The following is a 24,178-nucleotide window of genomic DNA, read 5'->3' on the forward strand; positions in this document are numbered from 1 at the left end:
ATGTCCAAACTATTGACCTCTGATGCGCGCGTGTGTGAGCCTTCTGGTGAGCTCATGCGCGAAGGCGCGGCGACGGTCAGGGTCCTGCATTCTGCTCGTGCATGGCGGTCATCTGACGCCTTTGGGGCGCCTGCTGGCGTGCCTGGAAAGGAAGAGCCGCGCATGCGAAGAAGATTATTCGTCATGCTCACGACCGTCGCCGTATTGCTCGTGGCGGCCGTCGTGCGGATGTCGCCGGTCTCGGCGGTCGCCGCCGATCCGTACGCGTACAAGAACGTCAGGATCGACGGCGGGGGCTTCGTACCCGGCATCATCTTCAACCCGACGGAGCGCAACCTCATCTACGCCCGCACCGACATCGGCGGCGCGTACCGGTGGAACCAGTCCACCAAGTCCTGGACCCCGCTGCTCGACTGGGCGGGATGGGACAAGTGGGGCTACAACGGCGTGATCAGCATGGCCACCGACCCCGTGCAGACCAACCGCCTGTACGCCGCCGTCGGCATGTACACCAACACCTGGGATCCCAACAACGGCGCCATCCTGCGATCGACGGACAAGGGCGACACCTGGCAGGTCACGGCGCTGCCGTTCAAGCTGGGCGGCAACATGCCGGGCCGCGGCATGGGCGAGGCGCTGTCCGTGGACCCGAACGACAACCGCGTCATCTACTTCGGCGCCCCCAACGGCAACGGCCTGTGGCGCAGCACCGACTACGGCGCGACCTGGTCGAAGGTGACGAGCTTCACCAACGCCGGCAACTACGCCCAGGACCCCAGTGACCCCAACGGGTACCTGAGCCACAGGCCCGGCGTGGTGTGGGTGACCTACGACAAGCGCTCGTCCACCACCGGCGCCGCCACCAAGACCATCTACGTGGGCGTCGCCGACAAGGACAACAGCGTCTACCGCACCACGGACGGCGGCGCCACCTGGTCGCGGCTGGCCGGGCAGCCCACCGGCTACCTCGCCCACAAGGGCGTGCTCGACACCGTCAACGGCTACCTGTACCTCGCCACGAGCGACACCGGCGGCCCCTACGACGGGGCCAAGGGCGACGTGTGGCGCTACGCCACCGCCACCGGCACCTGGACGCAGATCAGCCCCATACCGTCCTCCAGCGCCGACGACTACTTCGGCTACAGCGGCCTGACCGTCGACCGGCAACATCCGGGGACGATCATGGTGGCCACGCAGATCTCCTGGTGGCCGGACGTCATCTTCTTCCGCTCCACCGACTCCGGCGCCACGTGGACCCGCGTGTGGGACTTCACCTCCTACCCCAACCGCTCCTTCCGCTACAAGATGGACGTCTCCGAGAACCCGTGGCTGACCTTCGGCACCAACCCGCAACCTCCCGAGGTCACACCCAAGCTCGGCTGGATGACCGAATCGCTGGAGATCGACCCGTTCGACTCCAACAGGATGATGTACGGCACCGGCGCCACGATCTACGGCACCGAGAACCTCGCGCTGTGGGACTCGGGCGGCCAGTTCACGATCAAGCCCATGGCCAAGGGCCTGGAGGAGACGGCCGTCCTCGACCTGATCAGCCCGCCGAGCGGCGCGCCCCTGGTCAGCGCCCTCGGTGACATCGGCGGGTTCCGGCACACGAACCTGGACGCCGTACCGCCGACGATGTTCACCGCCCCTGCCTTCACCTCCACCACCAGCCTCGACTACGCCGAGAAGTCCCCCTCGATCATGGTCAGGGCGGGCAACTTCACCGACGCCGACCGCCCGAACGACAGCCACGTGGCCTTCTCCACGGACGGCGGCGCGAACTGGTTCCAGGGCACGGAACCCGGAGGCGTCAACGAGGGCGGCACGGTCGCCGCGGCGGCCGACGGCTCCCGCTTCGTCTGGGCGCCCAAGGCCGTGACCCCCGTCTACTCGGTCGGGTACGGCAACTCCTGGCAGACCGCCTCCGGCCTGCCGACAGAGGCGATCGTCGAGTCGGACCGGGTCAACGCCCAGAAGTTCTACGGCCTCAGCGGCGGCCGCGTGTACGTCAGCACGAACGGCGGCGCCACCTTCACCGCCACCGCGGCGACCGGCCTGCCCACCACCGGCAAGATCAAGGCCGTGCCCGGTGTCGAAGGGGACGTCTGGGTGGCCGGGGAGGGCGGCCTGTGGCACTCCACCAACAGCGGCGCCTCCTTCACCAAGGTGTCCGCCGTCACCAAGTCCGTCAACGTCGGCTTCGGCAAGGCGGCGCCCGGCAGCACGTACGTGGCCGTCTACGCCGTCGCCACGATCGACGGCGTCACGGGGCTGTACCGGTCGGACAACGGCGCTTCGAGCTGGGTACGGATCAACGACGACAAGCACCAATGGGGGAACATGGGCGAGGCGCTCACGGGCGATCCGCGTGTGTACGGTCGTGTTTACCTGGGCACGAATGGGCGCGGCATCATCTACGGCGACCGCACCGGCCCCCCGGTCACGGTCACGCCCACCGTCACTCCCACTGTCACGCCGACCGTGACGCCGACCGTCACTCCCACGGTCACCCCGACCGTCACCCCCACCACGGGGACGGGCTGTACGGCGACGTACAAGGCGGGCAATTCGTGGCCCGGCGGCTTCCAGGGCGAGGTCTCGGTCAGGAACTCCGGCACCTCCGCGATCACCGGCTGGAGGGTGACGTGGACCTGGTCGGGTGACCAGAAGATCACCCAGATCTGGAGCGCCACCCAGACCCAGACGGGCGCCACCGTGACGGCCGTTAACGCCGGCTACAACGGCAACCTGTCGGCGGGCGCTTCGACTTCGTTCGGCTTCAACGGCAGTTACACCACCACCAACACCCCACCCACCACCCTCACCTGCACCCCGGCTTAACGCCCGAAAGCGAGGACCTCGCGTTGGGGGGGCGCTGCGCGCCATGCGATGGCTCGGACCCTGCTCCCCAGGGGCTGCGCCCCTTCGACCCCCAAACTGCGTGGTCCTCGCTTCGCTCGGGCTGTGTCCATCCGGGGCTCGCGGCTCCGCCACAAGCCCCGGGCGAGAGGGCTTCCCAGCCCTCTCGCGCTCTCCCGGCTTTGCCCCACGCACAGGCGACGAGAACCGCCCGCGTGTCGGAGATCTTGGTCGGGAGCCGATCGCTGACCTGCTTGTCAGCTCCTCGTGAGCTGTTACCGGCAGAGGGGGTGGCGGCGGCGAGGGTCATGAAGGCTTCGTGGATGTCGCGGATCCCCAGCGGATGCGGAACCAGCGCAGGAACGCGATCACGTTCCGCCACCAAGCGATGAACGCCCGGTAGGAGTCAAGTCAGAAGCTCCCCTGCATGGGGGAGCCCGGCATCTCATGACGCTCGGCGCTGTCAGTACTACATTCGCGGGATATGGTGTGGCCCCCGAGAGGGACGGAGGCTTGTCCCTCCGGTGTAGAGAGCCCGGCCACTGGCAGGGTGGGACAGCTCAGTCGTGCTCCAAGGCCTGTACGAGATCAGCGGCCAGGAGGGATGTCGCCAAGGCGACCGTTTCAGGTTCTCCGATCCCCTCTTCAGCGCGTCCAGCCATTGTCGAGCCGAGCGCGTCCGGCCCCGCCGCGAAGAGTGTGATCAGGTATTCAACGGCTTCGCTCGTGACTTCGCTGCTGATGGGTTCCCGGCGCAGGATTCGGAAGGCGGCGGCCAGTTCGGCGGTGTCAGCATCGATCAACACGCGGTACGCGTCATGCGCGTCCTTGTCGTTCAACCGATGGGGAACGGAAACGCGTTCGGCGATCTTATGAAGCTTGGCCACCAACAAGGCCGCAGAGCCGGCGACTCGAACTTGATACTCACGGGTGTCTTCAGCATCGAGAGCGGTGACAGCCATGAGCGAATTGTCGATGACAGCGGCTTCGAGACCACGAGCGCGTCTGGTCGCACGACGATCATGCGGTGGGATACGGGCTCCCCTTGTGTTTTTCGTACCTGGTCCTGCGAGTGCCTCGGGCACCATGAGGTCGACGGGAGTGCCGTCGGAGTTCAGCCATGCGCCAGGCTGTCCGTCGAGGGGGTCGCGGTAGAAGCCCGCGCTGTTCATGGACTTCTCCAGGAGTGGTTCGTCCTCCAGCACTCTTGGGTCGAGTGCGAGATCGCTGTCCTTCGTTGTCTCAGCGAGCGCGACAGGGCTTCCTGCAGTGCGCAGGTAGATCGCCTGTGCCCCGATGACGATCACAGCGTCGCGATGTGCATCGAGCGCGGCCAGAGCATCAAGGAGAGCGGATCGAGATCGGACGAGGATGTCGCCACTATCTACGCCAGGAGGATTCATGTCGCTTCATCCATTCGATGAGTTCTTCGGCTTCGGAAGGGCTGCGCCCAGGGCCCGTCAGCAGGTCAACAACGACCTGGGATGGTGCTGCGATCGTGAGACCGGATGCGTCGGCAAGGGTGCGAGTGAAGACGACGTCGGTTTCCGGCTCGGCCAGCATCACATTCGCTCCGGCATCGGTAGGGCGAAGATCCCAGAGTTGCGCGGTTCGCTCGGCATTCTCGGCGTAGATCATTGCGGAGCGGGCGGGCGCATAGGGGGCCCATGTGGCGGCGGCCAAGGTCCCGGTCACGGCGTACTTGGTGAGACTCCCTGACGCCCGCTGCACGAGGTTTGACAGACCTCTCGGTGCTATCCAGCGTGTGATGCGACTGCTGCGCACGAACCCGTAGTCGTCGCTCCAACGCCTCAGCAGTGCAATCCAGTCGGGCACTACGACCGCGCCCGAACTGTTTCGTGTTGCCAGATCCTCGCCTTCGAGGAACTCGATCACCCGGTAGGTCGATCCAGTGGAAACGCCGGAGACAGTGACCAGGTCGCGGATCGCCCACGATCTGTCGTGGTCCAAGAGCGCGCGTACGACCTTGGCCGCGGGAGCGCCCTTCAACGTTCCGCGTGGTCTCCCGGGACCGCGCCACGGGTCGCGGTCAGCCCCTCGGTCCGCTATGTACAGACCGGGCTGTGGCACGTTCAGGAGTATGTTCCCGGTCGCGTCTATGTAGGACAGGCCAGCATCGGCGAGTCGCCTGCGTACGGGAGGCGAAAGGTATCTGGCGACGACAACTCCACGGCTGCCTGGAATCTGTCGGACGTAAGCATCCAGTTGCTGAAGCAGCGTGGCGGTGTCGCGGCTTCCCACAACGCGCTTGGCTTCCGTTACCAGCACGACCGAGGTTCCATCTGGTGCGGTCACCTCCCACAGTGCATCAAGGTGAGTATCTTCACGTTCGGGGCTGACCGATCGGACGTCCCAGCCCGTCGGCAATCGGTCGCCCAGCACAGCCATCCCAGCTGTCAAGATTGCGGCCTCGTTCTGAGGCTGTGGCCTGGCCTCCATCGGGTCTCCAGTCCCTTGACGTTCGGGAAAAACCTTATCTCCGTCGCGAACGGAATGCTGGTATTTCCCGAACGCTGCGCTGCCGCCCGGCCACTGTGCGGGTGTACCTCCGGAACCCGCAATATCTGATCGTGTGCGGCGTAGGCCCTCGGGGGGCCGCTCCACGGGGTTGGCGGACCGTACCTCGGCTCTTGCGTGATCATCACAGTTACAGTGCCGACATGTCGGAAAGTGAAGACCGGTTCTTTGCAACGGTGGCGGCACGCCAGCTCGTACGGGCCAGCGTGCGCGCGATCGTCATCGACGGCGATCGTGTACTGCTACAGCGCCCCGCTGATGCGACCCCGGAGCACCACTACGGGTTCATCGGCGGAGAGTACGAGGTGGGTGACACTTTCGAGAGCCGACTCCGCCAGGAGATCGACGAGGAGACCAACGCTCGCCTGCTCTACTGGGAATACCTGCTCGTGGCGGAGAACCGCTTCGTGCACAACGATCACCGGATCCACGCTCTGGAGCATTACCTGCTGGCCGTGATCGATCGTGCCGATGTGACCAGTCGTGAGGCGCATCTGGTCCAGGAATGATTGCCGCTGGCCGGGCTGGCCGACGTGGATGCGCGGCCGCACGCGGTGCGGGATGTCCTGTCTGCCGGACGTCACCGGCAGGTCCGGCATCTGGTGATCGACGGTTGGGCAGAGCAGGGCTGACTCCTGCGGACCGGGCGGCCTGGTTGCGAAGGGCCTTTTGCTGGACTTCGACGCTGTTTCAAGCGACATCCCGCCCATCGGCTCGATGCCGCAGGGCGGCCTCTGCCAGGCCATGGGGAGTGAAGGTCGCTGCCGCCACCCGGAACCGGGGATCGAGTGAGTCCCACAGCTCGTCGAGCAGTTCGTGCTGGTCGGCCGCCTCGGTGACGGCTTCGACGAAGGGCTCTCCGGTGACGGGGTGCTCTCCGTCTGATCGGTAGGTGGTCATCAGGACGGCGTCGCCGGGAGCCAGGTCCCGGACGGAGAGGGTCAGCAGGTTCGTCGTCGTTCTGTCGCTGAGACTGCGCCGGGCCGCGCCGAACCACGCCTGCGCCGCGGACCCCGCGATCACGGTGATCCGGGGGGTGAAGATCGGTGGATCCGGCTCGTACTCCAGTTCGTCCAGCGCGACCGTCGGCGGCTGCCCTTCCTGGAGGCGATCGGCCACAGTGGCCACCTGCTCGCCGTTGCCGTACACGAGCCAGTCCCCGCGCCGTGCGGCGGCGACATAGTGCCGCAGCGGATCGTTCGGGGCCGGGCTGGTGGGACCGACCACAAGCTCTTGACCGGTCAGGCGCAGGGCGCGCGCCTGTGATGCAGGGGTACGGCCGGTCAGGACGTAGCCGCCGCACGTCACGCCATCGAGGGTCCTGGCCCACACCACGATCCGGCCCGGGTAACGGCTGGCTTGGAAGATCTCATGCAAGGACTGCGGGCTCACTTCAGCTCCTCATGATTACCTGAAACCGGTTCTCACCAAGCCTGTACCCAAGACCCTTGCTTACCGGGAACGATCTGGGCGTTGCCCGATTCGAGCTCCAGGCGGAGCAGTTGTGAGGGCGCGCCGCCACACGGCGGCAGGCCGGCCAGGGGTGATCTGTCCATCCGGTCGGCCTCCCGGTCGATCCCCACCAGCATGTGACGGCCGGTCGGGGCGAGCGCCAGCGACTCGATGTGGCCGCAGTTCAGGTCGAGGAGCGTCCTGATCCGGCGGGTCCCCTCGTGCAGGACGAGAGTGCGGGCCGGTCGGCCGAGCACGCGGAGCTGTCTCCCCCCGGGCAGGACGAGGAACGGGTTGTAGATCTCGTGCTCGGCCGGGGCGGGAAGCCGGCGGATCGCACCCGTGCCGACGTCGAGAGCCGCCACGCCGTCTGCCGGAACGCTGTGCGAGGGGAGCGCGAGGGTCCGCGCGTCCAGCCACTGAACGCCGTAGCCGTTGGCGGGCCATTCGCGCTCCAGGGTGCCCACGACGCCGAAGCCGGGCTCGTCCGTCAACCGCCCGTAGGCGATGCGGCCCTCGGATGAGACGGCCAGGCCGTTGACCGTGCCCTTGATCGTGGGGGTGAGCCGCTCGCCGACCGTGACCCGGCCGTCGGCGCCCATGGCCAGCCGGTAGAGGCGGAAGTAACCGCCAGACGGGCTGGTGATCGCCGCTATGTAGTTGCCTGGCTCCTTGTCGCGGACGATGCGATCGTAGATGGCGTACGTGCGCGTCGCCTCGGGCAGGCTGCTCACTGGATCGCCGGACTCCAGGTCGAGTACGTACGACGACAGGCCCTCCCCGGTCACCACGTAACGCGGGGTGCCGTCGGCGTTGTCGGGCAGGCCGACGAGCAGGCCGGGCATGAGCGCGGCGAGCATGACGGCCGCCGCCGCCGTCCCGAGGTTCCGCAGGTCGGTCAGGCGTGGCCGGATCCCCGCCGCCGCCATCCCGGCCAGCACGACCATGGTGGCTGGAGAGAGCAGCCAGGCCAGGACCAGGCGCGGCACCGCGAAGGACGGCGGGGTCAGCTGGGCTTCCAGGCACTCACGCCACCAGAAGGGCGCCTCAGGAGACAGACGCTCCTCGATTTCGGCCAGCGCGGTGGGGAGCAGGGCGAACGCCAGTCCCAACGTGGTGGGGAGCAAGGTGGCTGCCGTCCCGGGGGTGGTGGGCAGCAAGCGGGCCGCTGGGCCCGGCGCGGTGGGGGGAGAGCCGACAGCCCGTTGCGAGACAGCGGTCCGCGCCGGCGACCGGATAGCCCACAACGCGATCAGCGCCAGCAGTATGGGCTGGAGCAGGGTGAGCCAGAGGCCGAGGAACTCCGCCGCCTCCGCCAGGGGGCCGGGCGGCTGCATCTCCAACGGCGCGCCACTCGTGCAGACGACCGTCTGTCTTTCGGCGAATAAGGGCTCGATCAGCAGTTCCCAGAGCGACAGCGCCACCGCTGCCCACCAGAAGAACTTCACTTTCCGCATCGGGGGACTTTCCGGGTGATCAACAGGGGGCCGGGGAATCGTACCCGGGAAGATCACGCGCGGATGGTCAATGGGGAAGTCCCGCTTCGGCCGCCAGGATGCCGAGGATGCGGCCGAGCTCCTTCCTGTCCTGCTCGCTCAGCGGCTCCGCCAGGTCGGCGTCGAGCCGGTTCGCGGCGGCGAGGCCGGCCGCCAGGAGGTCGCGGCCCTGGTCCGTGAGGCTGAGCACCTGACGGCGGCGGTCCGCCGCATCGCGTACGCGCTGGATCGCGCCCAGTTTCTCCAGGTGGTCCGCCAGGCTCACCACCAGGCTCGGGGCGACGCCCATGGTACGGGCGATCTCCAGCTGGGCGGCCGGGCCGCCGGTGTCCAGGAGGACCAGCATGCCGACGTGCTTGGGCTTGAGGTCGAGTGGGCCGAGCGCGGCGACGAACAGGTCGGTGACCATCGCGCCCAGGATGCCGAAGCGGAAGCTGAGCGTGCCGGGAAGGGACGTGGCCTTGACTCTGTTCATGCTCCGCATGTTAGCGTAGATGAATCATTCAGAGCATGAACGATTAAGGAGAAGAACGATGAGACTGCTCACTGTCGTCAACGGTGCGCTGGTGGTCGGTTCCATGGCCTCGGCCGTGATCGGGCTGGTCAAGCCCAGCCTGCTCCTGCCCGGCGGCGAGGTCTCCGTGGGGCTCGAGCTGTACGCCGCGCGCGCCCTCCCTCTGGGCGCCGCCGTGCTCTACGCGCTCAGCGGGCGCGCCAAGCCCGAACTGCTCCTGCCGATGCTGACGGTGGCGGGGATCGTGCAGGCGGTCGATGTTGTCATCGGGCTCAGGCAGGGGGTTCCCGGGATGGTGGTCGGAGGGAGTGTGAGCGCCGTCGTCCATCTGGCCTCCGCCTGGATCCTGCACACCAGGCAACGCCCGGCCCCGGCCGCCGCCTGACGCCGTACTCGGGGCTCAGGCGGCGCGCGGTCACGGTCGCTGTTCGACGCCGTACCACTCCGAGGCTCAGCTACGGATATTTGATCGAATATGCCTGCAGACAGATGGAACGATGGCCGCATGGCAGGCACCGAAGAGCATTTACCGCCGTCGGCCGGTGAGCCGATCGTGGATTCGATTCGCCGGCTGGTCTCCGAGGCCGCCGACGGCCGGCGGTCGTCCTTCGACGATCTCGCCGCCGCTATGTTCGCCGTGGTCACGGACTCCGGGCTCGCCGGGCAGGCCATGGACGTGATGGCGGCGGCGCCGACGTTGTGGATCGAGCTGGATGTGGCGGTGCGTCGCCGGTACCCGCTGTTCCCTGCCTGCGCCTGCAGGCCGCACGGCCCTCTCGCAGCCGTACCCGAGGGGTGTCAGTCTCTCGGCCGAGTGCCGGACGGCTCAGCCGAGCCGGGGAGTCGCGGCGGCACATCGCCTGAGCCGTCCTCCACCTCTCTCGCCGTCGCGCTGGCGGCCTGTGCCAGGGACGGGCGTGAACGGGAGCGAGCCGTCCGGCATCCGGCCATGCGAACCGACGCCGGTCTGCTGCCCGTGCTGGTGATGAGAAGCACCGATTGGGTGCGGCCCGTGCGCGATCGGGCGGTGGCGGTCCTGGGCGAGGTGCTCGCGGGTGCGGTCGATGCGACGGCGTTCCTGGCGGCCGTGCCGGTGGTCGCGGGTCTGGAGGACCGCGCTCGTGTCCTCCCGGCCTTGGAACTGGTCCGCGACGCTCTCGCCCGGGCCGACGACGAGACGCTGGACCTCGTGCGCCGGTGCCCGGACCGGAGCGGGCGGCGGTTCGTGTACGACGTGGCGCTGCGGGCCGGACGCCTGGATCACGGGCGGCTCGCCTCGGCCGCGATGCACGAGTCCGACCAGGTCTCCCGTACGCGCTGCGCCCGGGCCCTCGCCGCCCAGGCAATCGAACACGACCGGCCCGAGCTGGTCCTGAGCATCCTGGACGGCACCTCGGCGCAGGGCCGGGTCGAAGCCCTGACCGCCCTCGTACGGCTCGGCGGGACCGAGCATGGGCTGCGATTCCTGGCCGACAGCGCCGGGATGGTGCGGCTGACCGCGCAGTGGGCCGTGCGGCGGGCGGGTGGCGATCCGGCCGAGCTCTATCGCGAGCGCATCAAGACCGACCAGCGGGTGGTGGGCGGCCGGGCGACACGCGGGCTGCTGGCCGGGATCGGCGACTGCGGTACGCGGGACGATGCCGCCCTCGTCCTGCCGTACCTGCGGGATTCGAGGCCGCGTGTGCGGGCGGAGGCCGTACGGACGTTGCGTCGCCTCGGGGCGGTGGAGGCCGGCGTAGCCGCTCTGCTGGAGGACCCGGCGCCCATGGTGGTCAGGAACGTCGTCATCACCCTCCGGGACTCCTTCCCCAGCGTGCCGATCGAGCGCCTGTGGACGTTGCTCGGCGCCGGGCATCCCCGTCACGTCCGCCTCGGCGCGCATCGGCTGCTCATCCACCGGGGCAACTGGAGCCGGGTCAGGGCGGACCTGCTGCTGGTACACGATCGGGACGAGACGGTGAGCAGGCGAGCCTGTGTCGACCTGACCGCCTGGTGCCGGAGGGACTCGGCGAGCCAGTACCTGCCGCCACCGCCCGCCGACCTGCGGCAGGAGCTGGAGAGGCTGGCCGGCGCGGCGGAGGGCGTTCTGAGCGCGAGGAACATGCGGGTGTTGCGATGGATGCTGGGGAGTGCCGGGTGAGTGAGGTGGTGTGCGGGGTAGCGGGAGCGTATGCACAGACTTGTCAAAGGGCTGGTCGCGGGAGCGGCGGGCACTTGTGCGCTCAATATCGCTGCAGGCCTGCTTCGAGGCCGGCGATCAGGCCCGGGTGCTCGGGGCGCCATCTCGGGCTCTGGCGGGTCAGCACCCCGACATGCGGAATCCGTATAACGCCCGAAGGGCCACCATCGGGAGGACGGTGACCCTTACCGAGACGAGGTCAGCCCTTGATGGCCCCCACGATCACGCCCTTGGTGAAGTGGCGCTGCACGAAGGGATAGATGATCAGGGCGGGGACCACGGCGATCACCACGATGGCCATCTTGATCGCCAGAGTGGGCGGGGCGTCGCCCGTCACCCCGGCCGTGGCCGCGGGCAGGGGGTTGGAGTCCACGACGTACTGCCGCAGGATCAACGCCAGCGGCCACTTCCGTGTGTCGTCGATGTACAACATCGCGTTGAACCACGCGTTCCAGTAGCCCACCGCGTAGAACATCGCCACGACCGCCGTGACCGCCTTCGACATGGGCAGAATGATGCGGAACAGGATCCGGAACTCCCCGGCCCCGTCGATGCGCGCGCTGTCCATGATCTCCCCGGGGATGTTCATGAAGAACGAGCGCAACACCACCACGTTGAACGCCGACACGGCCGTCGGCAGGATCAGCGACCAGTAGCTGTCCTTCAGCCCCAGCCCGCTCACCATCAGGTACACGGGGATGATGCCGGGGAAGAAGACGAACATCAGCAACACGCTGAACAACAACGGCCGGTGCAGGAACGAGCCGGGGCGCGACAACGAGTAGGCCCCGAGCACGCTCACCCCGGCGCTGATCAGCGTGCCGACCACGGTGATGCCGGTGCTGACCAGCACCGCGCGGCTGACCACGGTGTCGGAGAAGATCTGCCGGTAGGCCTCGAACGTGAGCCCGTCGGGCACCAGCACGAGCCCGCCCGCCTGGTTCACGGTGGCCGAGGAGCTCAGGCTGGTCAGCACGATCGTGTAGAGGGGACCCAGCACGATGAGGAGGATCAGCGTCACCAGCGTGCCCTTGCCGAGCCGGCCGGCCGGCGAAGGACGCTCCTCCCAGGGGGCCAGCCGGGCCGGGTTCCTGGATGTCAGGGCCGTCATGATCGTGAATACACCCCTCGTTCGCCGAACGCGTGCGCCACCCGGTTGGCCGCCACGATGAGCAGCAGCCCCACCAGGCCCTTGAACAGCCCGGCCGCCGCCCCGTACCCGAGGTCGCCGCTGCGGATGCCGGACCAGTACACGAAGGTGTCGAACACCTCTGACGCGCCGCTGCCCACGGCGCTGCGTTGCAGCATGAACTGCTCGAAGCCGACGTTCAGCGCGTCGCCCAGGCGCAGGATCAGCAGCAGCACGATCACCGGGCGCAGGCCGGGCAGCGTGATGTGCCACATGCGCCGCCAGCGGCGGGCGCCGTCCACGGCGGCGGCCTCGTAGAGGTTCGGGTCGATGGTGCTGAGCGCGGCCAGGAAGATGATCGCGCCCCAGCCGGCGTCCTTCCAGATGGTCTGGGAGGTGATCAGCAGGATGAACGTGTCGGAGTTCGTCATCCAGTCCACGGCCTCGCGGCCGTTCTGCCGCAGGATCTGCGCCAGCAGGCCCGCTCCGCCGAACATCTGCTGGAAGATGGCCACGACCAGCACCCAGGAGAAGAAGAACGGCATGTAGACCACGCCCTGCACGAACGCCCTAAGCCTGGCCGAGACGATGCTGTTCAGCAGCAGCGCCAGCATGATCGGCACCGGGAAGTAGAAGATGAGCTGGAAGGCGGTGATCGACAGGGTGTTGCCGATCGCGCGCAGGAACTGCGGGTCCTCGAAGAGCAGGGCGAAGTTCGTGAAGCCGATGATCGGGCTGCCGAGGATGCCGCCCGTGTACGGGTTGTAGTCCTGGATGGCGATCACGTTGCCGAGCGCCGGGACCCACCAGAAGCCCACGACGACCAGCAACATCGGCAGGTTCATCACCAGCAGCGGCCAGTCCCTGCGCAGCTTGGCCCGCCAGGACAACTTCGGTGGTGCGACGTGCGTGGGTGATGGGGACGTGGCGCGCCCGGGGGAACGCCGCCTGGTGGTCACGGCGCCCATGGCAGGCCCCTCATCGCGTTCATGAAGTGCTCCCTCAAAGCCTGCCGTTCTCGCGCGCGACCTTCATGTAGAACTCGCGCGCCTCGTTCCCGCCCTGGTCCTGCCACTCCCTGAGGATCTTGGGCCACTCGGAGACAGGGCGCTTGCCGCGGAAGATCTCCTGCATCTTGTCCTCGGTGGGCACGGTCAGCCCGGCCATCTTGGAGGGCGTCTCCACGCGGATGCCTACGAACGGGTCGTTCTCCAGGAGCTTGGCCGCCTTGGTCTGCCAGTCCCACTGGGCCTGGACGAGGCCCTCGTACTGGCTCATCGCGTTGGCGTTCGGCCGGCCCGACAGGAACATGTAGGTGGGCGCGACCTCCTTGCGCCCGAGCGCGGTCTGCTTGACCTTGCCGTCCTCGACCGTGTAGTGCTTGCCCTCGACACCGTTGTTGACCAGCTCGTACTCCTGCGTGCCGAACGGCCCCGAGGCCCAGTTGGACACCGCGAGCAGTTCGCGGGTCCTGGCGTCGCCGAGGCCCTTCTTGAGGAAGACGAACATGCTGGCCGGCTCGTTGCGCCACATGATCGGGGTGCCGCCCGCGCGTGCCGGGTACGGGTCCACGATCTGCTGGTCGAACTTCGGGTTGTCGGGCTGGAAGCGGCCCAGGTTCTCGTGCCAGGCGCCGAGGCCGTCACGGTAGATGACCATCTCGCCGCTGCCGAAGATGCCCTTGTTGTCGGCGTCCTTGTTGGCCATGACGTCGGGGTGCACGTATCCGGCGTCGAAGAGCTTGGTCATGAACTCGATGTGGGCGGCCCACTCGTCGGTCTCGTACTTGTAGATGAGCGTGCCGTCGCCCTTCTTACGCCACTCGCGCGGCGCGCCGAAGGCCCGCTGCATCTCCTGCTCCATGCCGCCGCCGTAGGCCCAGCGCTTCTTCTTGGCGTCGGTGATCGCCTTGCCGAGCGCGACCAGGTCGTCGCCGCTCTTGGGGTGCTGCAGGCCGAGCTCCTCCAGGATGTCCTGGCGGACGAACGTGGCGAACGGGTACGGGTCGTTCTGCCATGGGATGCCCTGCAGGACGCCGCCGAAGACGCCGTACTGCCAGGCGGCGGTGTCGTAGTTGGCCAGCAGGGGGAACTCCTTGGCCTTGTCCCCGGCGAGGTAGGGGGACAGGTCGGCGAAGAGCTTGTTGGCCGCCTCGGTGAAGTGGGCGATCTTGATGAGCTCCCAGTTCGGGACCATCACCATCTCGGGTACGTCGTTGCTGGCCAGGAGCGTGGACAGTTTCTGCCCGTAGGTGTTGCCGTCGGAGATGTTGAACCGTACGGTGCCGCCGAGGCGCTCGTTGACCGCGTCGTAGTAGGAGTTGCTGCCCAGGCCGGGAGGCACCGTGCCCCACAGCGGGGTCATCGCGGTCACCTCCTTGCCGCTGGTGAGCGGTTTGGCGGTGACGGCCTGCACCATCTGGGCCGGACGGGTCAGGAAGCCCGGCTGGACGAACTCGGCTCCTTGAAGGTCGGGCTTGAGCCCGGGGATGTCGAACGGCACTCTGGTGGGCACCAGGTTCTTGAGCTTGTCGGCCGCCACGGCCGTGCCCTTGGACGCCTCTCGCTTCTCGGCGCAACCGGCTACGAGCACGCTCGCACCGACCAGACCGAGGAACCCGCGGCGAGTCGTGGAATTTGCCATGGCTCGCTCCCTTTCTCCGAGTGGAATGGCCTCTTATAATTAGTTGGTATTCCGACCAAACAAATTAGTAGACTGTGCCGGTAGCCACAAGGGACCACGACGGTCACAGGTTGGTGAAGGGAGCCCGCGATGCGGCATGCTGGGGTCATCTCTTGGCGGGAACGGGGCTGATATTGATCACTTCTACGACCGGGCCTCAGCCGGCCGACTTCGCCGACGTACGGGCCACCAATCTCACGGTGGTGCTGCGGTTCGTCCGCGAGCACGCGCCGTGCTCGCGCGCCGACATCGCGGCCTCCACCGGGCTGAACAAGGCGACGGTCTCCAGCCTGGTTGCCGACCTCATCGATCGCCGGCTGGTACGCGAGACCGGGCTCACGGAGAACCGCGTCGGCAGGCCGGCCACGATGCTCGTCCTCGACGGCTCTCCCTACGCGGCCATCGGGGTCGAGATCAGCGTCGACACCGTGTCGGCCGTGGCGACCGATCTGGCGGGGGAGCGGCTGCTGACCTGGCGGCGCTCGTTCTCGGGGGGTGACTCGGTCAACCAGGGCATGGCCGGCGTCGGCGCGATCGTCAGGCGCGTGGTCGGCCGGATGGCCAAGGAGGAGCGCCAGGTGCTCGGCCTGGCCGTGGCCGTGCCGGGGCTGATCGACGTGCAGGGCACCGTGCGCATCGCGCCCAACCTCGGCTGGCGCGACGCCGACATCGGCGGCGACCTGACCAAGGCGCTGCGCGACCCCGGTTTCCCCATCCAGGTCGACAACGACGCCAACCTCGCGGCCCTGGCCGAGCAGCGCTTCGGCGCGCACGCGGGCGCCTCCGACCTGATCTACCTCACCGGCGAGATGGGCGTGGGCGCCGGCATCATCCTCGACGGACGGCTGCGCAGGGGCGGGCGCGGCCACAGCGGCGAGATCGGTCATGTGCAACTCGACCCCGACGGCCCCGCCTGCCACTGCGGGCGGCACGGCTGCCTGGAGGCCATGGCCGGGATCGGCGCCGTGCTGCGCAAGGACCCGTCACCGGCCGAGATCCAGGTCGAGATCGAGGAGGTCGTGCGCCTGGCCAGGTCGGGCGACCCCGAGAGCCTGAGCACGCTCGACTCCGTGGGCCGCAGCCTGGGCAAGGGCGTGTCCATCCTGGCCAACCTGCTGGACCCCGAGGTGGTGATCCTCGGCGGCTACTACGTTCCGCTGGCGCCGTGGTTGCTGCCCGCCGTCCACGAGGAGCTGGGCCACCGCGTCGTCGCCGGGGGCTGCCACGTCGTGGCCTCGACGCTGGGGCACGACGCGGCCGCGCTCGGTGGTGCGGCGAGGGTGCTCGACTCCGTTGATTCGGGAAGATTGCCGGGAGGATTGTCGCGAATCCCTTGACCTTGGTCACCGGGACGTGCACCCTTCAGTCAACCCACCGAAATGTCCGCGTAACTTCCCCAGGCCGGTCGTCGAAGCGCTTCGACACTCTCAGAGGGATGATCATGCAACAACCCCCCTTCCGCGACCCAGCCGCCCCCCTTCGCGACCGGATCGACGACCTGATCGGCAGGCTCACCCTCGACGAGAAGGTGGGCCTGCTGCACCAGTACCAGGCGCCGGTCGAGCGCCTGGGCGTCGGCGCGTTCCGCACGGGCACCGAGGCGCTGCACGGCCTGGCCTGGCTGGGCCCGGCCACCGTGTTCCCGCAGGCCGTCGGGCTGGCCTCGACGTGGGACTGCGACCTCGTGCGCAGGGTCGGCGAGGCCACCAGCGACGAGGTGCTGGCCTTCCACCACAAGGACCCGGCCGGGGCGGGGCTCAACGTGTGGGCGCCCGTGGTCAACCCGCTGCGCGACCCCAGGTGGGGGCGGAACGAGGAGGGGTACTCGGAGGACCCGTGGTTGACCTCCGTCATGGCCACGGCCTATTCGCGCGGACTTCGTGGGAGCGCTCCCGAAATCCTCAAGACGGCTCCGACGCTCAAGCACTTCCTGGCCTACAACAACGAGACCGAGCGGTGCACGACCTCCAGCAACCTGCCGCCGCGGGTGTTGCACGAGTACGAGCTGCCGGCCTTCCGCGGGCCCATCGAGGAGGGCGTGGCGGTGGCCGTGATGCCGTCGTACAACCTGGTCAACGGGCGGCCCGCGCACCTCAGCCCGCTGATCGGGCAGGTGTTGCGGGCCTGGGCGCCCGACGACCTGCTGGTGGTCAGCGACGCGTACGCGCCGGGCAACCTCACCGCGCTGCAGGGCTACCACGACACCCTGCCCGAGGCGTACGCGCACGCGGTCAAGGCCGGGCTCGACAGCTTCACCCAGGACGACGACCGCTCCGAGGCCACGCTGGGCCACCTGCGTGCCGCCCTCGCCCAGGGGCTGCTGGCCGAGGAGGACGTGGAGACGGCCGTACGGCACGCGTTGTCGATCCGGTTCAGGCTGGGGGAGTTCGACCCGGCGACGCCGTACGACGACATCAACGACAACGTGGTCAACTGCCCCGAGCACCAGGCGCTGGCCAGGGAGGCGGCGCGGCGCTCGTTCGTGCTGCTGGACAACGACGGCCTGCTGCCGCTCCGCGACGTGAGCAGGATCGCGGTGATCGGGCAGCTCGGCGACGCGCTCATGGAGGACTGGTACAGCGGCACCCTGCCCTACGCCGTCACCGCCCGCGCCGGGCTGGCCGAGCGGTGCGTGACCGAGTTCTGCGAGGCGGTGGACCGGGTCACGCTGACCGCCGACGCGGGCCCCGTCACCGCCGATCCGGCGGGCGGGCCGCTGACCGTCGGCGCCGCGGAGCCGGGGCTGTTCGACCTGTTCGACTGGGGCGGCGGCGCGTACGCGCTGCGCTCCCTGACCACCGGCCGCTTCCTGTCGGTGGACGGCCTCACCCTGGTCAACGACCAGCCGGGGCCGAACGGGTGGGAGGTGCGCCAGACGTTCCGCATGGAGGAGCGCCCGCGCGGCACGCTCGCCCTGCGCCACGTCTCGACCGGCTGCTACGTCGGCGCGGGCGACGACGGCGTGCTGCGCCTGGTGGACGACGCCGACCAGGCCGTGTGGCTGGCCATGGACGTGGTCAGGAGCGGCACCGACGAGGCCGCCAGGCTGGCCGCCGAGGTGGACGTGGCGGTCGTGGTGGTCGGCGACCATCCCCTGGTCAACGGCCGCGAGACCGAGGACCGCATGACCCTGGCCCTGGCCCCCGCCCAGGACGCCGTGGTGCGCGCCGTGCGCAGGGCGAACCCCCGCACGGTCATGGTCATCACCAGCGGCTACCCGCTCACCTGGACCGAGGGCGAGCTGCCCGCGGTGCTCTGGTCGGCGCACGGCGGCCAGGAGTACGGCCACGCCCTGGCCGAGGTGTTGTTCGGCGACGCCGACCCGGAGGGCCGCCTCACCCAGACGTGGTACCGCTCCGAGCAGGAGCTGCCCGACCTCCTCGACTACGACATCATCGCCTCCGACGCCACCTACCAGTATTTCCGCGGCGTCCCCCTCCACCCCTTCGGCCACGGCCTCAGCTACACCACGTTCGACTACGCCGACCTGCGCGGGGCGCTGATCGACGGGGAGCTGCAGGCGCGGGTCACGATCACGAACACCGGTGATCGCCCCGGCGTCGAGGTCGTGCAGTTCTACACCCACCAGCAACGCTCCCGCGTCAAGCAGCCGCTGCGCCGCCTGCGCGGGTTCGAGAAGGTGCGCCTGGAGCCCGGCGAGAGCCGTACGGTCGCGCTCCGGCTGCCCGTCGCCGAGCTGGCCTTCTGGGACGTCACCAGGAGCAGGTTCGTCGTGGAGAGCGCCCCGCACCAGCTCATGGTCGGCCGCAGCGCCACCGACCTGCGGCTGAGCGCCCGCTTCGAGGTCGAGGGCGAGACCGTCCCGCCTCAGTCGGGGCTGCTGCGCGCGGCCGACCACGACGAGTACGACGCGATCACGTTCGTGGACGAGACCAGGGTGGACGGCGACGCCGTGCGCTCCGACGCGGAGGGGGCCTGGATCCTGTTCCGCCAGGTGGACCTGACCGGCGGCGTGGCCTGCGTGGCCGAGGCCGGCGGCGCGGAAGGCGGCATGATCACCATCCGCCGCGGCGACCCGCTCTACGGGCCCGCGCTGGCCACGTTCCCCGTGCCCAGAACCGACCGGTACGGCTACCACTCCATCCCCGCCTCGCTCGACGGCGCCGACGGGGTGCACGATCTCTATGTGGTCTTCGAGAACGAGGGTGTGACCCTGGCCGGGATCGACTTCGGAGCAGGGGCTTGAGCGGGCGCACGGTCACGATCGCCCAGGTCGCCAAGCACGCGGGCGTCGCCGTGAGCACCGTCTCGTACGTGCTCAGCGGCAAGCGGACGATCTCGGCCGACACCAGGCGGCGGGTGCTCGACAGCGTCAGCGCGCTCGGCTACCACCCCAACGCCGGCGCCCGCGCCCTGGCCAGCAAGCGCTCCAACGTGATCGCGCTGGTGCTGCCGCTGCGGGCGGGCATGCACGTGCCCGTGCTGATGCGCTTCGCCAGCGCCGTCGTCACGGCCGCCCGCCGCTTCGACCACGACGTGCTGCTGCTGACCGCGGACGAGGGCACCGCCGGCATCCGCCGGGTGGCCGCGAGCGCCCTGGTGGACGCGCTGGTCCTCATGGACGTGGAGCTGGACGACCGCAGGGTGCCGCTGCTGCGGGAGCTGCCCGAGCCGAGCGTCCTGATCGGCTTCCCCGCCGAGCCCGCCGGGCTGACCTGCGTCGATCTCGACTTCGCCGCCGCGGGCGCGCGCTGCGTGGAGCACCTGAGCGAGCGCGGGCACGAGGAGATCGCGCTGCTCGGGGCTCCCTCGGTGGTGTACGACCGGGGCACCGGCTTCGCCACCCGAACCCGGGAGGGCTTCGTGGAGGCGCTGGACACCCATGGGCTCAAGGGTGTCGCGCTGCCGTGCGAGGAGACGTTCGACGAGGTGTACGAGACCGTCCGCGACCTCCTCCTCGACCGACCCGGCCTGTCCGGGCTGGTCGTGCACAACGAGGCCGCCGTGAGTCACGTGCTGGCCGCGCTGCGCCAGCTCGACCGGCGGGTGCCGCACGACGTGGCCGTGGTGGCGATCTGCCCGGACGACGTGGCCGAGCGGGCCGGCCCGCCGCTCACCTCGGTGCTGATCCCGGCCGAGGAGGTGGGCAGGGAGGCGGTGCGGCTGGTCATGGACAAGCTGGAGGGCCGTACGGTGCCTCACTCCACCCTCCTGACGCCCCTCCTGGCCGTCCGGGCCAGCTCCTGAGACAAACACTCCGCCGCGCTAATTTTGCGGAAGGTAATCGAGCGTAAGCGCAGAGTATGTCAAGGCTGTCGGATTTTTAGCTGTATGGGGTTCCTTGTCGCATTCGCCGGGCAGGCTGGCGAACGCAAGGGGGGAATCACATGAGTACGTCTGTGCAACCGGCAGCGCCCGGTCAGATGGGCGGGCACGGCCCCACGGGCCTGGCCGACGTCATCGACACCATCCTCGACAAGGGCCTCGTGATCGACGCCTACGTCAGGGTGTCGCTCGTCGGCATCGAAGTCCTGACCATCGACGCGCGCGTCGTCGTGGCCAGCGTCGACACCTACCTGCGCTTCGCGGAGGCCGCGAACAGGCTGGACATGAACCAGAGCGAGAAGGGCCTGCCCGACGTCATCGCGCAGGCCAAGGGCGCGCCCGGCGCCGACAAGACCAAGGACGTGATCCAGGGCGTCGTGGAGCAGGCGGGCGACTCGCTGCGCGAACTCGCCGAGTCCAAGCCGGACCCGGCGGCCGAGGCGGCGGATCCGGAGGTCACCGTGGAGCGGGAGCACAGGGGGCCGCCGAAGAAGAAGCTGAGGGCGAAGCGAGAGGAAGGGTAAGGATCATGGGACGCTCTACGAAGGTCTCCGGAACCTCCGTGCCCAAGCAGGCCAGCCGCCAGCGCCAGAACATCGGCTCCTACGTCTACGGCATCGTGCTCTCGGACGCCAAACTCTCCTCTGACCAGCGCGGACTCGGCGATCCCGCGGGCAAGGTCAAGCTCGTCAAGCAGGACGAGATCGCGGCCCTCGTCAGCGACGTCAACGTGGACCAGCCGCTGGGCCGGCCGGGCGACTTCCTGGCGCACGAAGGGCTGCTCGACGCCATGGCCGCCAAGGGGCCGGTGTTGCCCTTCCGGTTCGGGGCGGTGATGTCCGATCCCGACGCCGTCGTGGAAGAGCTGCTCACACCGCACCACGACGACTTCCTCGCCGCACTGGACGAGGTCAAGGGCCACGCCGAGTACGTCATCAAGGGCCGCTACGTCGAAGGCCCCATCCTCGCCGAGATCCTCGCGGAGAGCCCGGAGGCCGAGAGCCTGCGCCAGGCCATCCGCGGCACGTCCGAGGACGCCAGCAGGAACGAGCGCATCAGGCTCGGCGAGATCATCACGGTCTCGATCGAGGCCAAGCGCGACATGGACACCCGGCTGCTCCTCGACGCCCTGACCGGGCACTACTCCCAGGCGGTCCTCAGGGAGCCGACGCACGAGCAGGACGCCGTACACGTGGCCCTGCTCGCCGAGACCCGCGAGCAGAAGTCTTTGGAGCGGGCGCTGCGTGAGTTCGGCGAGCGCTGGGAGGGCCGCGTGGACCTGCGGCTGCTCGGGCCGCTCGCGCCCTACGACTTCGTCACCGCGCAGGCGTAAGGATGACTCATGGGTCTGGTGAGCGCGATCCTCACATTGCCGCTGGCGCCGGTTCGCGGGGTGATCCGGCTCGCCGAGCTGATTCAGGAGCAGGCCGATCGGGAGTTGCACGACCCCGCCGCCGTACGCCGGCGTCTGGAAGCCATTCAGGAGGCCAGGGAGTCCGGCCAGATCACCGAGGAAGAGGAGCGGCAGGCCGTCGAACAGGTCCTCCAGGAGGCGACCCGGAGAGTGAGCCGGTGACCACCCGGCAGGAGGAGCTGACCGCCGCGTCGGCCGGCGGCATCGGCCTGCGCCACATCGCCGACCTGACCATGAAGGAGGCCGAGGGAGTCACCTCGGTCGCGCCCACGGACGGCGGCTGGACGGTCAACGTCGAAGTCGTCGAGGACCGCCGCATCCCCTCCTCGGGCGACATGCTCGCCATCTACCAGGCCGAGATCGACAAGGAGGGCAGCCTGTTGTCCTATCGGAGGGTACGAAGATTCCGGCGGTCCAACGCCGACTACGGCGAGGCGTTGTGAGATGGACAGGATAGCGTCGTCCGGTCCCGTGGCCCGCCCCTCATACGGCTCGGGCCCCGCCCACCGGGAACCGGCCAACCTCGGCGACATCCTGGAGCGGGTGCTCGACAGGGGAGTGGTGATCGCCGGGGACATCCGGGTGAACCTGCTCGACATCGAGCTCCTCACGATCAAGCTGCGCCTGCTGATCGCCTCCGTGGACACCGCCAGGGAGCTGGGCATCGACTGGTGGGAGCACGACCCGTGGTTGTCGGGGCGGGACCGGGAGCTGGTGGAGGAGAACCGCCGCCTGCGCCGCCGCCTGTCCGCCGTCGAGGGACGGGAGGAAGTCGGTGACTGAGGGCACTTACCTGTACGCGGTCGCGCGCGACCCGCTGCCCGGCTGTCCGCCCGGCGTGGTGGGCACTGCCGTGCGGACGATCGTGCGTGACGGGCTCGTGGCGTACGTGAGCACGGTGCCGCTGGAGCAGTTCGGCGAGGAGCCGCTGCGGCGCTCGCTGGAGGACCTCGACTGGCTGGCGGAGACCGCCCGCGCCCACCACCGGGTCGTGGACGCGGTCGCGGCGGTCACGACGACCGCTCCGGTGCGGCTCGTCACGGTGTACGAGGACGACGGGCAGGTGGTGGACCTGCTGGAGCGCCGGGGGGATGACTTCCAGGAGCTGCTGGCGCAGGTCACGGGCCGTCGGGAGTGGGGCGTCAAGGCGTACACGAAACCGGGCGGCGGAGTCGGCGCGGCCGACGAGGGACCCGCCGGCCGACCGGAAGCGGGCGAGGGGCAGCCGGGTACGGCCCAGAGTGAGGGGCACGCGTGCCAGGCCGAGGCGGGCGCGGGCCGGGGTGAGGGGCACGCGTGCCAGGCCAAGGCGCGCGAAGGCCGTCCGGGGACCGCGTACCTGCACAGACGCCGGGCCAGTCTGCGCGGGCGGGAGCACGCGCGCAGGCAGGCGCTCAACCGCGCCGAGCACATTCACCGCGCCCTGTCCGAGATCGCCGCCGCGGGCCGGCGGCACCGCGCCCAGGACTCGCGCCTGTCGGGCCGTCAGGACTGGATGTTGCTGAACGGCGCGTACCTGGTGGACGAGGCCCGCGCCGCCGAGTTCGCCGCCCTGGCGGACACCCTCGGCGGCGACGGCGTGGAGATCAGGGTGACGGGCCCCTGGGCGCCCTACTCGTTCACGGTCATGGAGCCGGCGTGAGAGGGGAGGTGCTGGCGGAGGCGTACGAGCGGCTGCCACCCGAGCGCGTGGCCCTCGTGGACCTCCTGGACCGGCTGCTGAGCGGGGGCGTCGTGGTGACCGGCGACCTGGTGCTGTCCATCGCCGACATCGACCTCGTGCACATCTCGCTGCGCACCCTGATCGTGTCCGCGGACGAGCTCGAAGGGACACTGTGATGGAGACGCCCCGCTGGCGCATCGCCGCCGACTCGGAGACGGTCGAGCGCGACCTGACCAAGCTCGTCCTCACCCTGGTCGAGCTGGTACGCCAGCTCGTCGAGCGTCAGTGCGTGCGCCGCATGGAGCAGGGCAGCCTGACGGACGAGCAGGTCGAGGTGCTCGGCGTCACCCTGATGCGCCTGGAGGAGGCCATGGCCGACCTGTGCGACCGCTTCGACCTCGCCCCCGAGGACCTCAACCTGGACCTCGGTCCCCTGGGCACCCTCCTGCCCGCGAGCTGAGGAGGGGTGCTCGCCTAGCATCGGACGGGTGGTGTCCGAGCGGGCCCGCCGTCACCTGCACCGGGCGTTCGCGCGGATGGGCGTCTCGGTACGCGAGCACGCCCCGGTCGCCAAGGTCGGCCCGGATGGCCTGCTGCCAGACGAGCCTCCCCATGGGCGTGTCCGTGGGCGGGGCCGTGGCGGACCTGCTGACCGGCCGCGACCCGCGCAAGGCCAGATTCCGGTACGTCTGGCAGAACATCAGCCTGGGCCGCCACGACGGCGTCACCCAGTTCACCCGCCAGGACGACAGCCCCCTGGACACCGTCATGACCGGCCGCGCCTCCGCCACCTTCAAGGAGACCATCACCCGCGGCACGGTCTGGGCCATGCGCTTCTAGTCCTTCGGTTCCTGACCGCCTGCCAGATGCCACGGCAGGACGACCGGCGCGGCCGGGAGGGGTCCGGTGAGGAGCCAGGTCATCAGCCCGCCGAGCCCGCGAGGCACCACGGGCTCGGCGGCG

General features: G+C 69.2%; 24 protein-coding genes. 16 read left to right on the plus strand and 8 right to left on the minus strand.

What is annotated here, in order from left to right:
- The first annotated feature begins 162 nt into the window (after nucleotides 1-162).
- On the plus strand, nucleotides 163-2,844 hold the full coding sequence (locus tag ACFPZ3_RS22455) for a cellulose binding domain-containing protein (protein WP_379516157.1): 2,682 nt from the start codon (nucleotides 163-165) through the stop codon (nucleotides 2,842-2,844).
- A gap of 578 nt (nucleotides 2,845-3,422) precedes the next feature.
- On the opposite strand, the gene ACFPZ3_RS22460 is transcribed toward ACFPZ3_RS22455, so the two are convergent.
- Nucleotides 3,423-4,265, minus strand: a complete 843-nt coding sequence (locus tag ACFPZ3_RS22460) for a hypothetical protein (RefSeq protein WP_379516158.1) — start codon at nucleotides 4,263-4,265, stop codon at nucleotides 3,423-3,425.
- Nucleotides 4,243-5,322 (minus strand): hypothetical protein, encoded by a 1,080-nt coding sequence (locus ACFPZ3_RS22465; protein ID WP_379516159.1) that lies wholly within the window; start codon nucleotides 5,320-5,322, stop codon nucleotides 4,243-4,245. Before ACFPZ3_RS22465 ends, ACFPZ3_RS22460 begins: the two co-directional genes overlap by 23 nt.
- Nucleotides 5,323-5,543: 221 nt before the next feature.
- Between ACFPZ3_RS22465 and ACFPZ3_RS22470 the strand changes: the two genes are divergently transcribed.
- Nucleotides 5,544-5,909 carry an NUDIX hydrolase gene (locus ACFPZ3_RS22470; protein WP_379516160.1) on the plus strand — a complete coding sequence of 122 codons (366 nt, stop codon included), beginning with the start codon at nucleotides 5,544-5,546 and terminating at the stop codon, nucleotides 5,907-5,909.
- Nucleotides 5,910-6,090: 181 nt separating this feature from the next.
- Here the strand turns inward: ACFPZ3_RS22470 and ACFPZ3_RS22475 are convergent, their stop codons facing one another.
- The 3 genes from ACFPZ3_RS22475 to ACFPZ3_RS22485 form a co-directional block, all read right to left on the minus strand.
- A complete protein-coding gene (locus ACFPZ3_RS22475) occupies nucleotides 6,091-6,792 on the minus strand; it encodes an IMP cyclohydrolase (RefSeq protein WP_379516161.1) in 702 nt (233 codons plus the stop codon).
- A gap of 32 nt (nucleotides 6,793-6,824) precedes the next feature.
- Entirely contained in the window at nucleotides 6,825-8,309 is a 1,485-nt protein-coding gene (locus tag ACFPZ3_RS22480) for a hypothetical protein (RefSeq protein WP_379516162.1), read from the minus strand.
- Nucleotides 8,310-8,376: 67 nt separating this feature from the next.
- A complete protein-coding gene (locus ACFPZ3_RS22485; RefSeq protein WP_379516163.1) occupies nucleotides 8,377-8,823 on the minus strand; it encodes a MarR family winged helix-turn-helix transcriptional regulator in 447 nt (148 codons plus the stop codon).
- A 58-nt stretch (nucleotides 8,824-8,881) separates the two neighbouring features.
- On the opposite strand from ACFPZ3_RS22485, the gene ACFPZ3_RS22490 reads away from it, so the two are divergent.
- Both ACFPZ3_RS22490 and ACFPZ3_RS22495 read left to right on the plus strand, forming a co-directional pair.
- Nucleotides 8,882-9,247, plus strand: a complete 366-nt coding sequence (locus ACFPZ3_RS22490; protein ID WP_379516164.1) for a hypothetical protein — start codon at nucleotides 8,882-8,884, stop codon at nucleotides 9,245-9,247.
- A 120-nt stretch (nucleotides 9,248-9,367) separates the two neighbouring features.
- Entirely contained in the window at nucleotides 9,368-11,002 is a 1,635-nt protein-coding gene (locus ACFPZ3_RS22495) for a hypothetical protein (protein ID WP_379516165.1), read from the plus strand.
- Nucleotides 11,003-11,240: 238 nt separating this feature from the next.
- Here ACFPZ3_RS22495 and ACFPZ3_RS22500 read toward each other — a convergent pair whose 3' ends face one another.
- From ACFPZ3_RS22500 to ACFPZ3_RS22510, 3 genes are read right to left on the minus strand one after another with little or no spacing between them, the layout of a single operon-like run.
- The gene (locus ACFPZ3_RS22500) at nucleotides 11,241-12,152 is read right to left on the minus strand and encodes a carbohydrate ABC transporter permease (protein WP_379516166.1); all 912 of its coding nucleotides are present in this window, start codon (nucleotides 12,150-12,152) and stop codon (nucleotides 11,241-11,243) included.
- Nucleotides 12,149-13,138, minus strand: coding sequence for an ABC transporter permease (locus ACFPZ3_RS22505; RefSeq protein WP_379516167.1), 990 nt, complete (start codon nucleotides 13,136-13,138; stop codon nucleotides 12,149-12,151). The genes ACFPZ3_RS22500 and ACFPZ3_RS22505 overlap by 4 nt, the downstream gene beginning before the upstream one ends.
- 34 nt (nucleotides 13,139-13,172) lie before the next feature.
- On the minus strand, nucleotides 13,173-14,813 hold the full coding sequence (locus tag ACFPZ3_RS22510; RefSeq protein ID WP_379516168.1) for an extracellular solute-binding protein: 1,641 nt from the start codon (nucleotides 14,811-14,813) through the stop codon (nucleotides 13,173-13,175).
- Between the two features lie 173 nt (nucleotides 14,814-14,986).
- On the opposite strand from ACFPZ3_RS22510, the gene ACFPZ3_RS22515 reads away from it, so the two are divergent.
- From ACFPZ3_RS22515 to ACFPZ3_RS22570, 12 genes are all read left to right on the plus strand, one after another.
- On the plus strand, nucleotides 14,987-16,189 hold the full coding sequence (locus ACFPZ3_RS22515) for an ROK family protein (protein ID WP_379516169.1): 1,203 nt from the start codon (nucleotides 14,987-14,989) through the stop codon (nucleotides 16,187-16,189).
- Nucleotides 16,190-16,287: 98 nt separating this feature from the next.
- Nucleotides 16,288-19,059 carry a glycoside hydrolase family 3 C-terminal domain-containing protein gene (locus ACFPZ3_RS22520; RefSeq protein WP_379516170.1) on the plus strand — a complete coding sequence of 924 codons (2,772 nt, stop codon included), beginning with the start codon at nucleotides 16,288-16,290 and terminating at the stop codon, nucleotides 19,057-19,059.
- The gene (locus ACFPZ3_RS22525) at nucleotides 19,056-20,060 is read left to right on the plus strand and encodes a LacI family DNA-binding transcriptional regulator (protein WP_379516171.1); all 1,005 of its coding nucleotides are present in this window, start codon (nucleotides 19,056-19,058) and stop codon (nucleotides 20,058-20,060) included. The genes ACFPZ3_RS22520 and ACFPZ3_RS22525 overlap by 4 nt, the downstream gene beginning before the upstream one ends.
- Before the next feature lie 140 nt (nucleotides 20,061-20,200).
- On the plus strand, nucleotides 20,201-20,662 hold the full coding sequence (gvpJ, locus tag ACFPZ3_RS70315; RefSeq protein ID WP_465263564.1) for a gas vesicle protein GvpJ: 462 nt from the start codon (nucleotides 20,201-20,203) through the stop codon (nucleotides 20,660-20,662).
- A 5-nt stretch (nucleotides 20,663-20,667) separates the two neighbouring features.
- Nucleotides 20,668-21,471 carry a GvpL/GvpF family gas vesicle protein gene (locus ACFPZ3_RS22535; RefSeq protein ID WP_379516172.1) on the plus strand — a complete coding sequence of 268 codons (804 nt, stop codon included), beginning with the start codon at nucleotides 20,668-20,670 and terminating at the stop codon, nucleotides 21,469-21,471.
- A 9-nt stretch (nucleotides 21,472-21,480) separates the two neighbouring features.
- Nucleotides 21,481-21,714: a gas vesicle protein GvpG gene (locus ACFPZ3_RS22540; RefSeq protein WP_379516173.1), complete on the plus strand. Its 234-nt coding sequence runs from the start codon at nucleotides 21,481-21,483 to the stop codon at nucleotides 21,712-21,714.
- On the plus strand, nucleotides 21,711-21,995 hold the full coding sequence (gvpO, locus tag ACFPZ3_RS22545; RefSeq protein ID WP_379516174.1) for a gas vesicle protein GvpO: 285 nt from the start codon (nucleotides 21,711-21,713) through the stop codon (nucleotides 21,993-21,995). Before ACFPZ3_RS22540 ends, gvpO begins: the two co-directional genes overlap by 4 nt.
- A 1-nt stretch (nucleotide 21,996) precedes the next feature.
- Entirely contained in the window at nucleotides 21,997-22,335 is a 339-nt protein-coding gene (locus ACFPZ3_RS22550) for a gas vesicle protein (protein ID WP_379516175.1), read from the plus strand.
- Complete coding sequence (locus ACFPZ3_RS22555; RefSeq protein WP_379516176.1) at nucleotides 22,328-23,194, plus strand: GvpL/GvpF family gas vesicle protein; 867 nt, start codon at nucleotides 22,328-22,330, stop codon at nucleotides 23,192-23,194. The genes ACFPZ3_RS22550 and ACFPZ3_RS22555 overlap by 8 nt, the downstream gene beginning before the upstream one ends.
- A complete protein-coding gene (locus tag ACFPZ3_RS22560) occupies nucleotides 23,191-23,391 on the plus strand; it encodes a gas vesicle protein (RefSeq protein WP_379516177.1) in 201 nt (66 codons plus the stop codon). The genes ACFPZ3_RS22555 and ACFPZ3_RS22560 overlap by 4 nt, the downstream gene beginning before the upstream one ends.
- Complete coding sequence (locus ACFPZ3_RS22565; protein ID WP_379516178.1) at nucleotides 23,391-23,675, plus strand: gas vesicle protein K; 285 nt, start codon at nucleotides 23,391-23,393, stop codon at nucleotides 23,673-23,675. Before ACFPZ3_RS22560 ends, ACFPZ3_RS22565 begins: the two co-directional genes overlap by 1 nt.
- A 152-nt stretch (nucleotides 23,676-23,827) precedes the next feature.
- A complete protein-coding gene (locus ACFPZ3_RS22570) occupies nucleotides 23,828-24,055 on the plus strand; it encodes a hypothetical protein (RefSeq protein ID WP_379516179.1) in 228 nt (75 codons plus the stop codon).
- The last annotated feature ends 123 nt before the right edge of the window (nucleotides 24,056-24,178 follow it).

The organism is Nonomuraea insulae (assembly GCF_042656245.1).

Excerpts from the sequence above, each read along its gene's own strand:
- ACFPZ3_RS22485 (WP_379516163.1), bottom strand. The coding sequence starts at position 8,823 with ATGAACAGAGTCAAGGCCACGTCCCTTCCCGGCACGCTCAGCTTCCGC.
- ACFPZ3_RS22565 (WP_379516178.1), top strand. The coding sequence starts at position 23,391 with ATGGAGACGCCCCGCTGGCGCATCGCCGCCGACTCGGAGACGGTCGAG.
- ACFPZ3_RS22480 (WP_379516162.1), bottom strand. The coding sequence starts at position 8,309 with ATGCGGAAAGTGAAGTTCTTCTGGTGGGCAGCGGTGGCGCTGTCGCTC.
- ACFPZ3_RS22570 (WP_379516179.1), top strand. The coding sequence starts at position 23,828 with ATGGGCGTGTCCGTGGGCGGGGCCGTGGCGGACCTGCTGACCGGCCGC.
- ACFPZ3_RS22500 (WP_379516166.1), bottom strand. The coding sequence starts at position 12,152 with ATGACGGCCCTGACATCCAGGAACCCGGCCCGGCTGGCCCCCTGGGAG.
- ACFPZ3_RS22505 (WP_379516167.1), bottom strand. The coding sequence starts at position 13,138 with ATGGGCGCCGTGACCACCAGGCGGCGTTCCCCCGGGCGCGCCACGTCC.
- ACFPZ3_RS22470 (WP_379516160.1), top strand. The coding sequence starts at position 5,544 with ATGTCGGAAAGTGAAGACCGGTTCTTTGCAACGGTGGCGGCACGCCAG.
- ACFPZ3_RS22465 (WP_379516159.1), bottom strand. The coding sequence starts at position 5,322 with ATGGAGGCCAGGCCACAGCCTCAGAACGAGGCCGCAATCTTGACAGCT.
- ACFPZ3_RS22460 (WP_379516158.1), bottom strand. The coding sequence starts at position 4,265 with ATGAATCCTCCTGGCGTAGATAGTGGCGACATCCTCGTCCGATCTCGA.
- ACFPZ3_RS22490 (WP_379516164.1), top strand. The coding sequence starts at position 8,882 with ATGAGACTGCTCACTGTCGTCAACGGTGCGCTGGTGGTCGGTTCCATG.
- ACFPZ3_RS22550 (WP_379516175.1), top strand. The coding sequence starts at position 21,997 with ATGGACAGGATAGCGTCGTCCGGTCCCGTGGCCCGCCCCTCATACGGC.
- ACFPZ3_RS22495 (WP_379516165.1), top strand. The coding sequence starts at position 9,368 with ATGGCAGGCACCGAAGAGCATTTACCGCCGTCGGCCGGTGAGCCGATC.
- ACFPZ3_RS22520 (WP_379516170.1), top strand. The coding sequence starts at position 16,288 with ATGATCATGCAACAACCCCCCTTCCGCGACCCAGCCGCCCCCCTTCGC.
- ACFPZ3_RS22535 (WP_379516172.1), top strand. The coding sequence starts at position 20,668 with ATGGGACGCTCTACGAAGGTCTCCGGAACCTCCGTGCCCAAGCAGGCC.
- ACFPZ3_RS22455 (WP_379516157.1), top strand. The coding sequence starts at position 163 with ATGCGAAGAAGATTATTCGTCATGCTCACGACCGTCGCCGTATTGCTC.
- ACFPZ3_RS22540 (WP_379516173.1), top strand. The coding sequence starts at position 21,481 with ATGGGTCTGGTGAGCGCGATCCTCACATTGCCGCTGGCGCCGGTTCGC.
- ACFPZ3_RS22510 (WP_379516168.1), bottom strand. The coding sequence starts at position 14,813 with ATGGCAAATTCCACGACTCGCCGCGGGTTCCTCGGTCTGGTCGGTGCG.
- gvpJ (WP_465263564.1), top strand. The coding sequence starts at position 20,201 with ATGAGTACGTCTGTGCAACCGGCAGCGCCCGGTCAGATGGGCGGGCAC.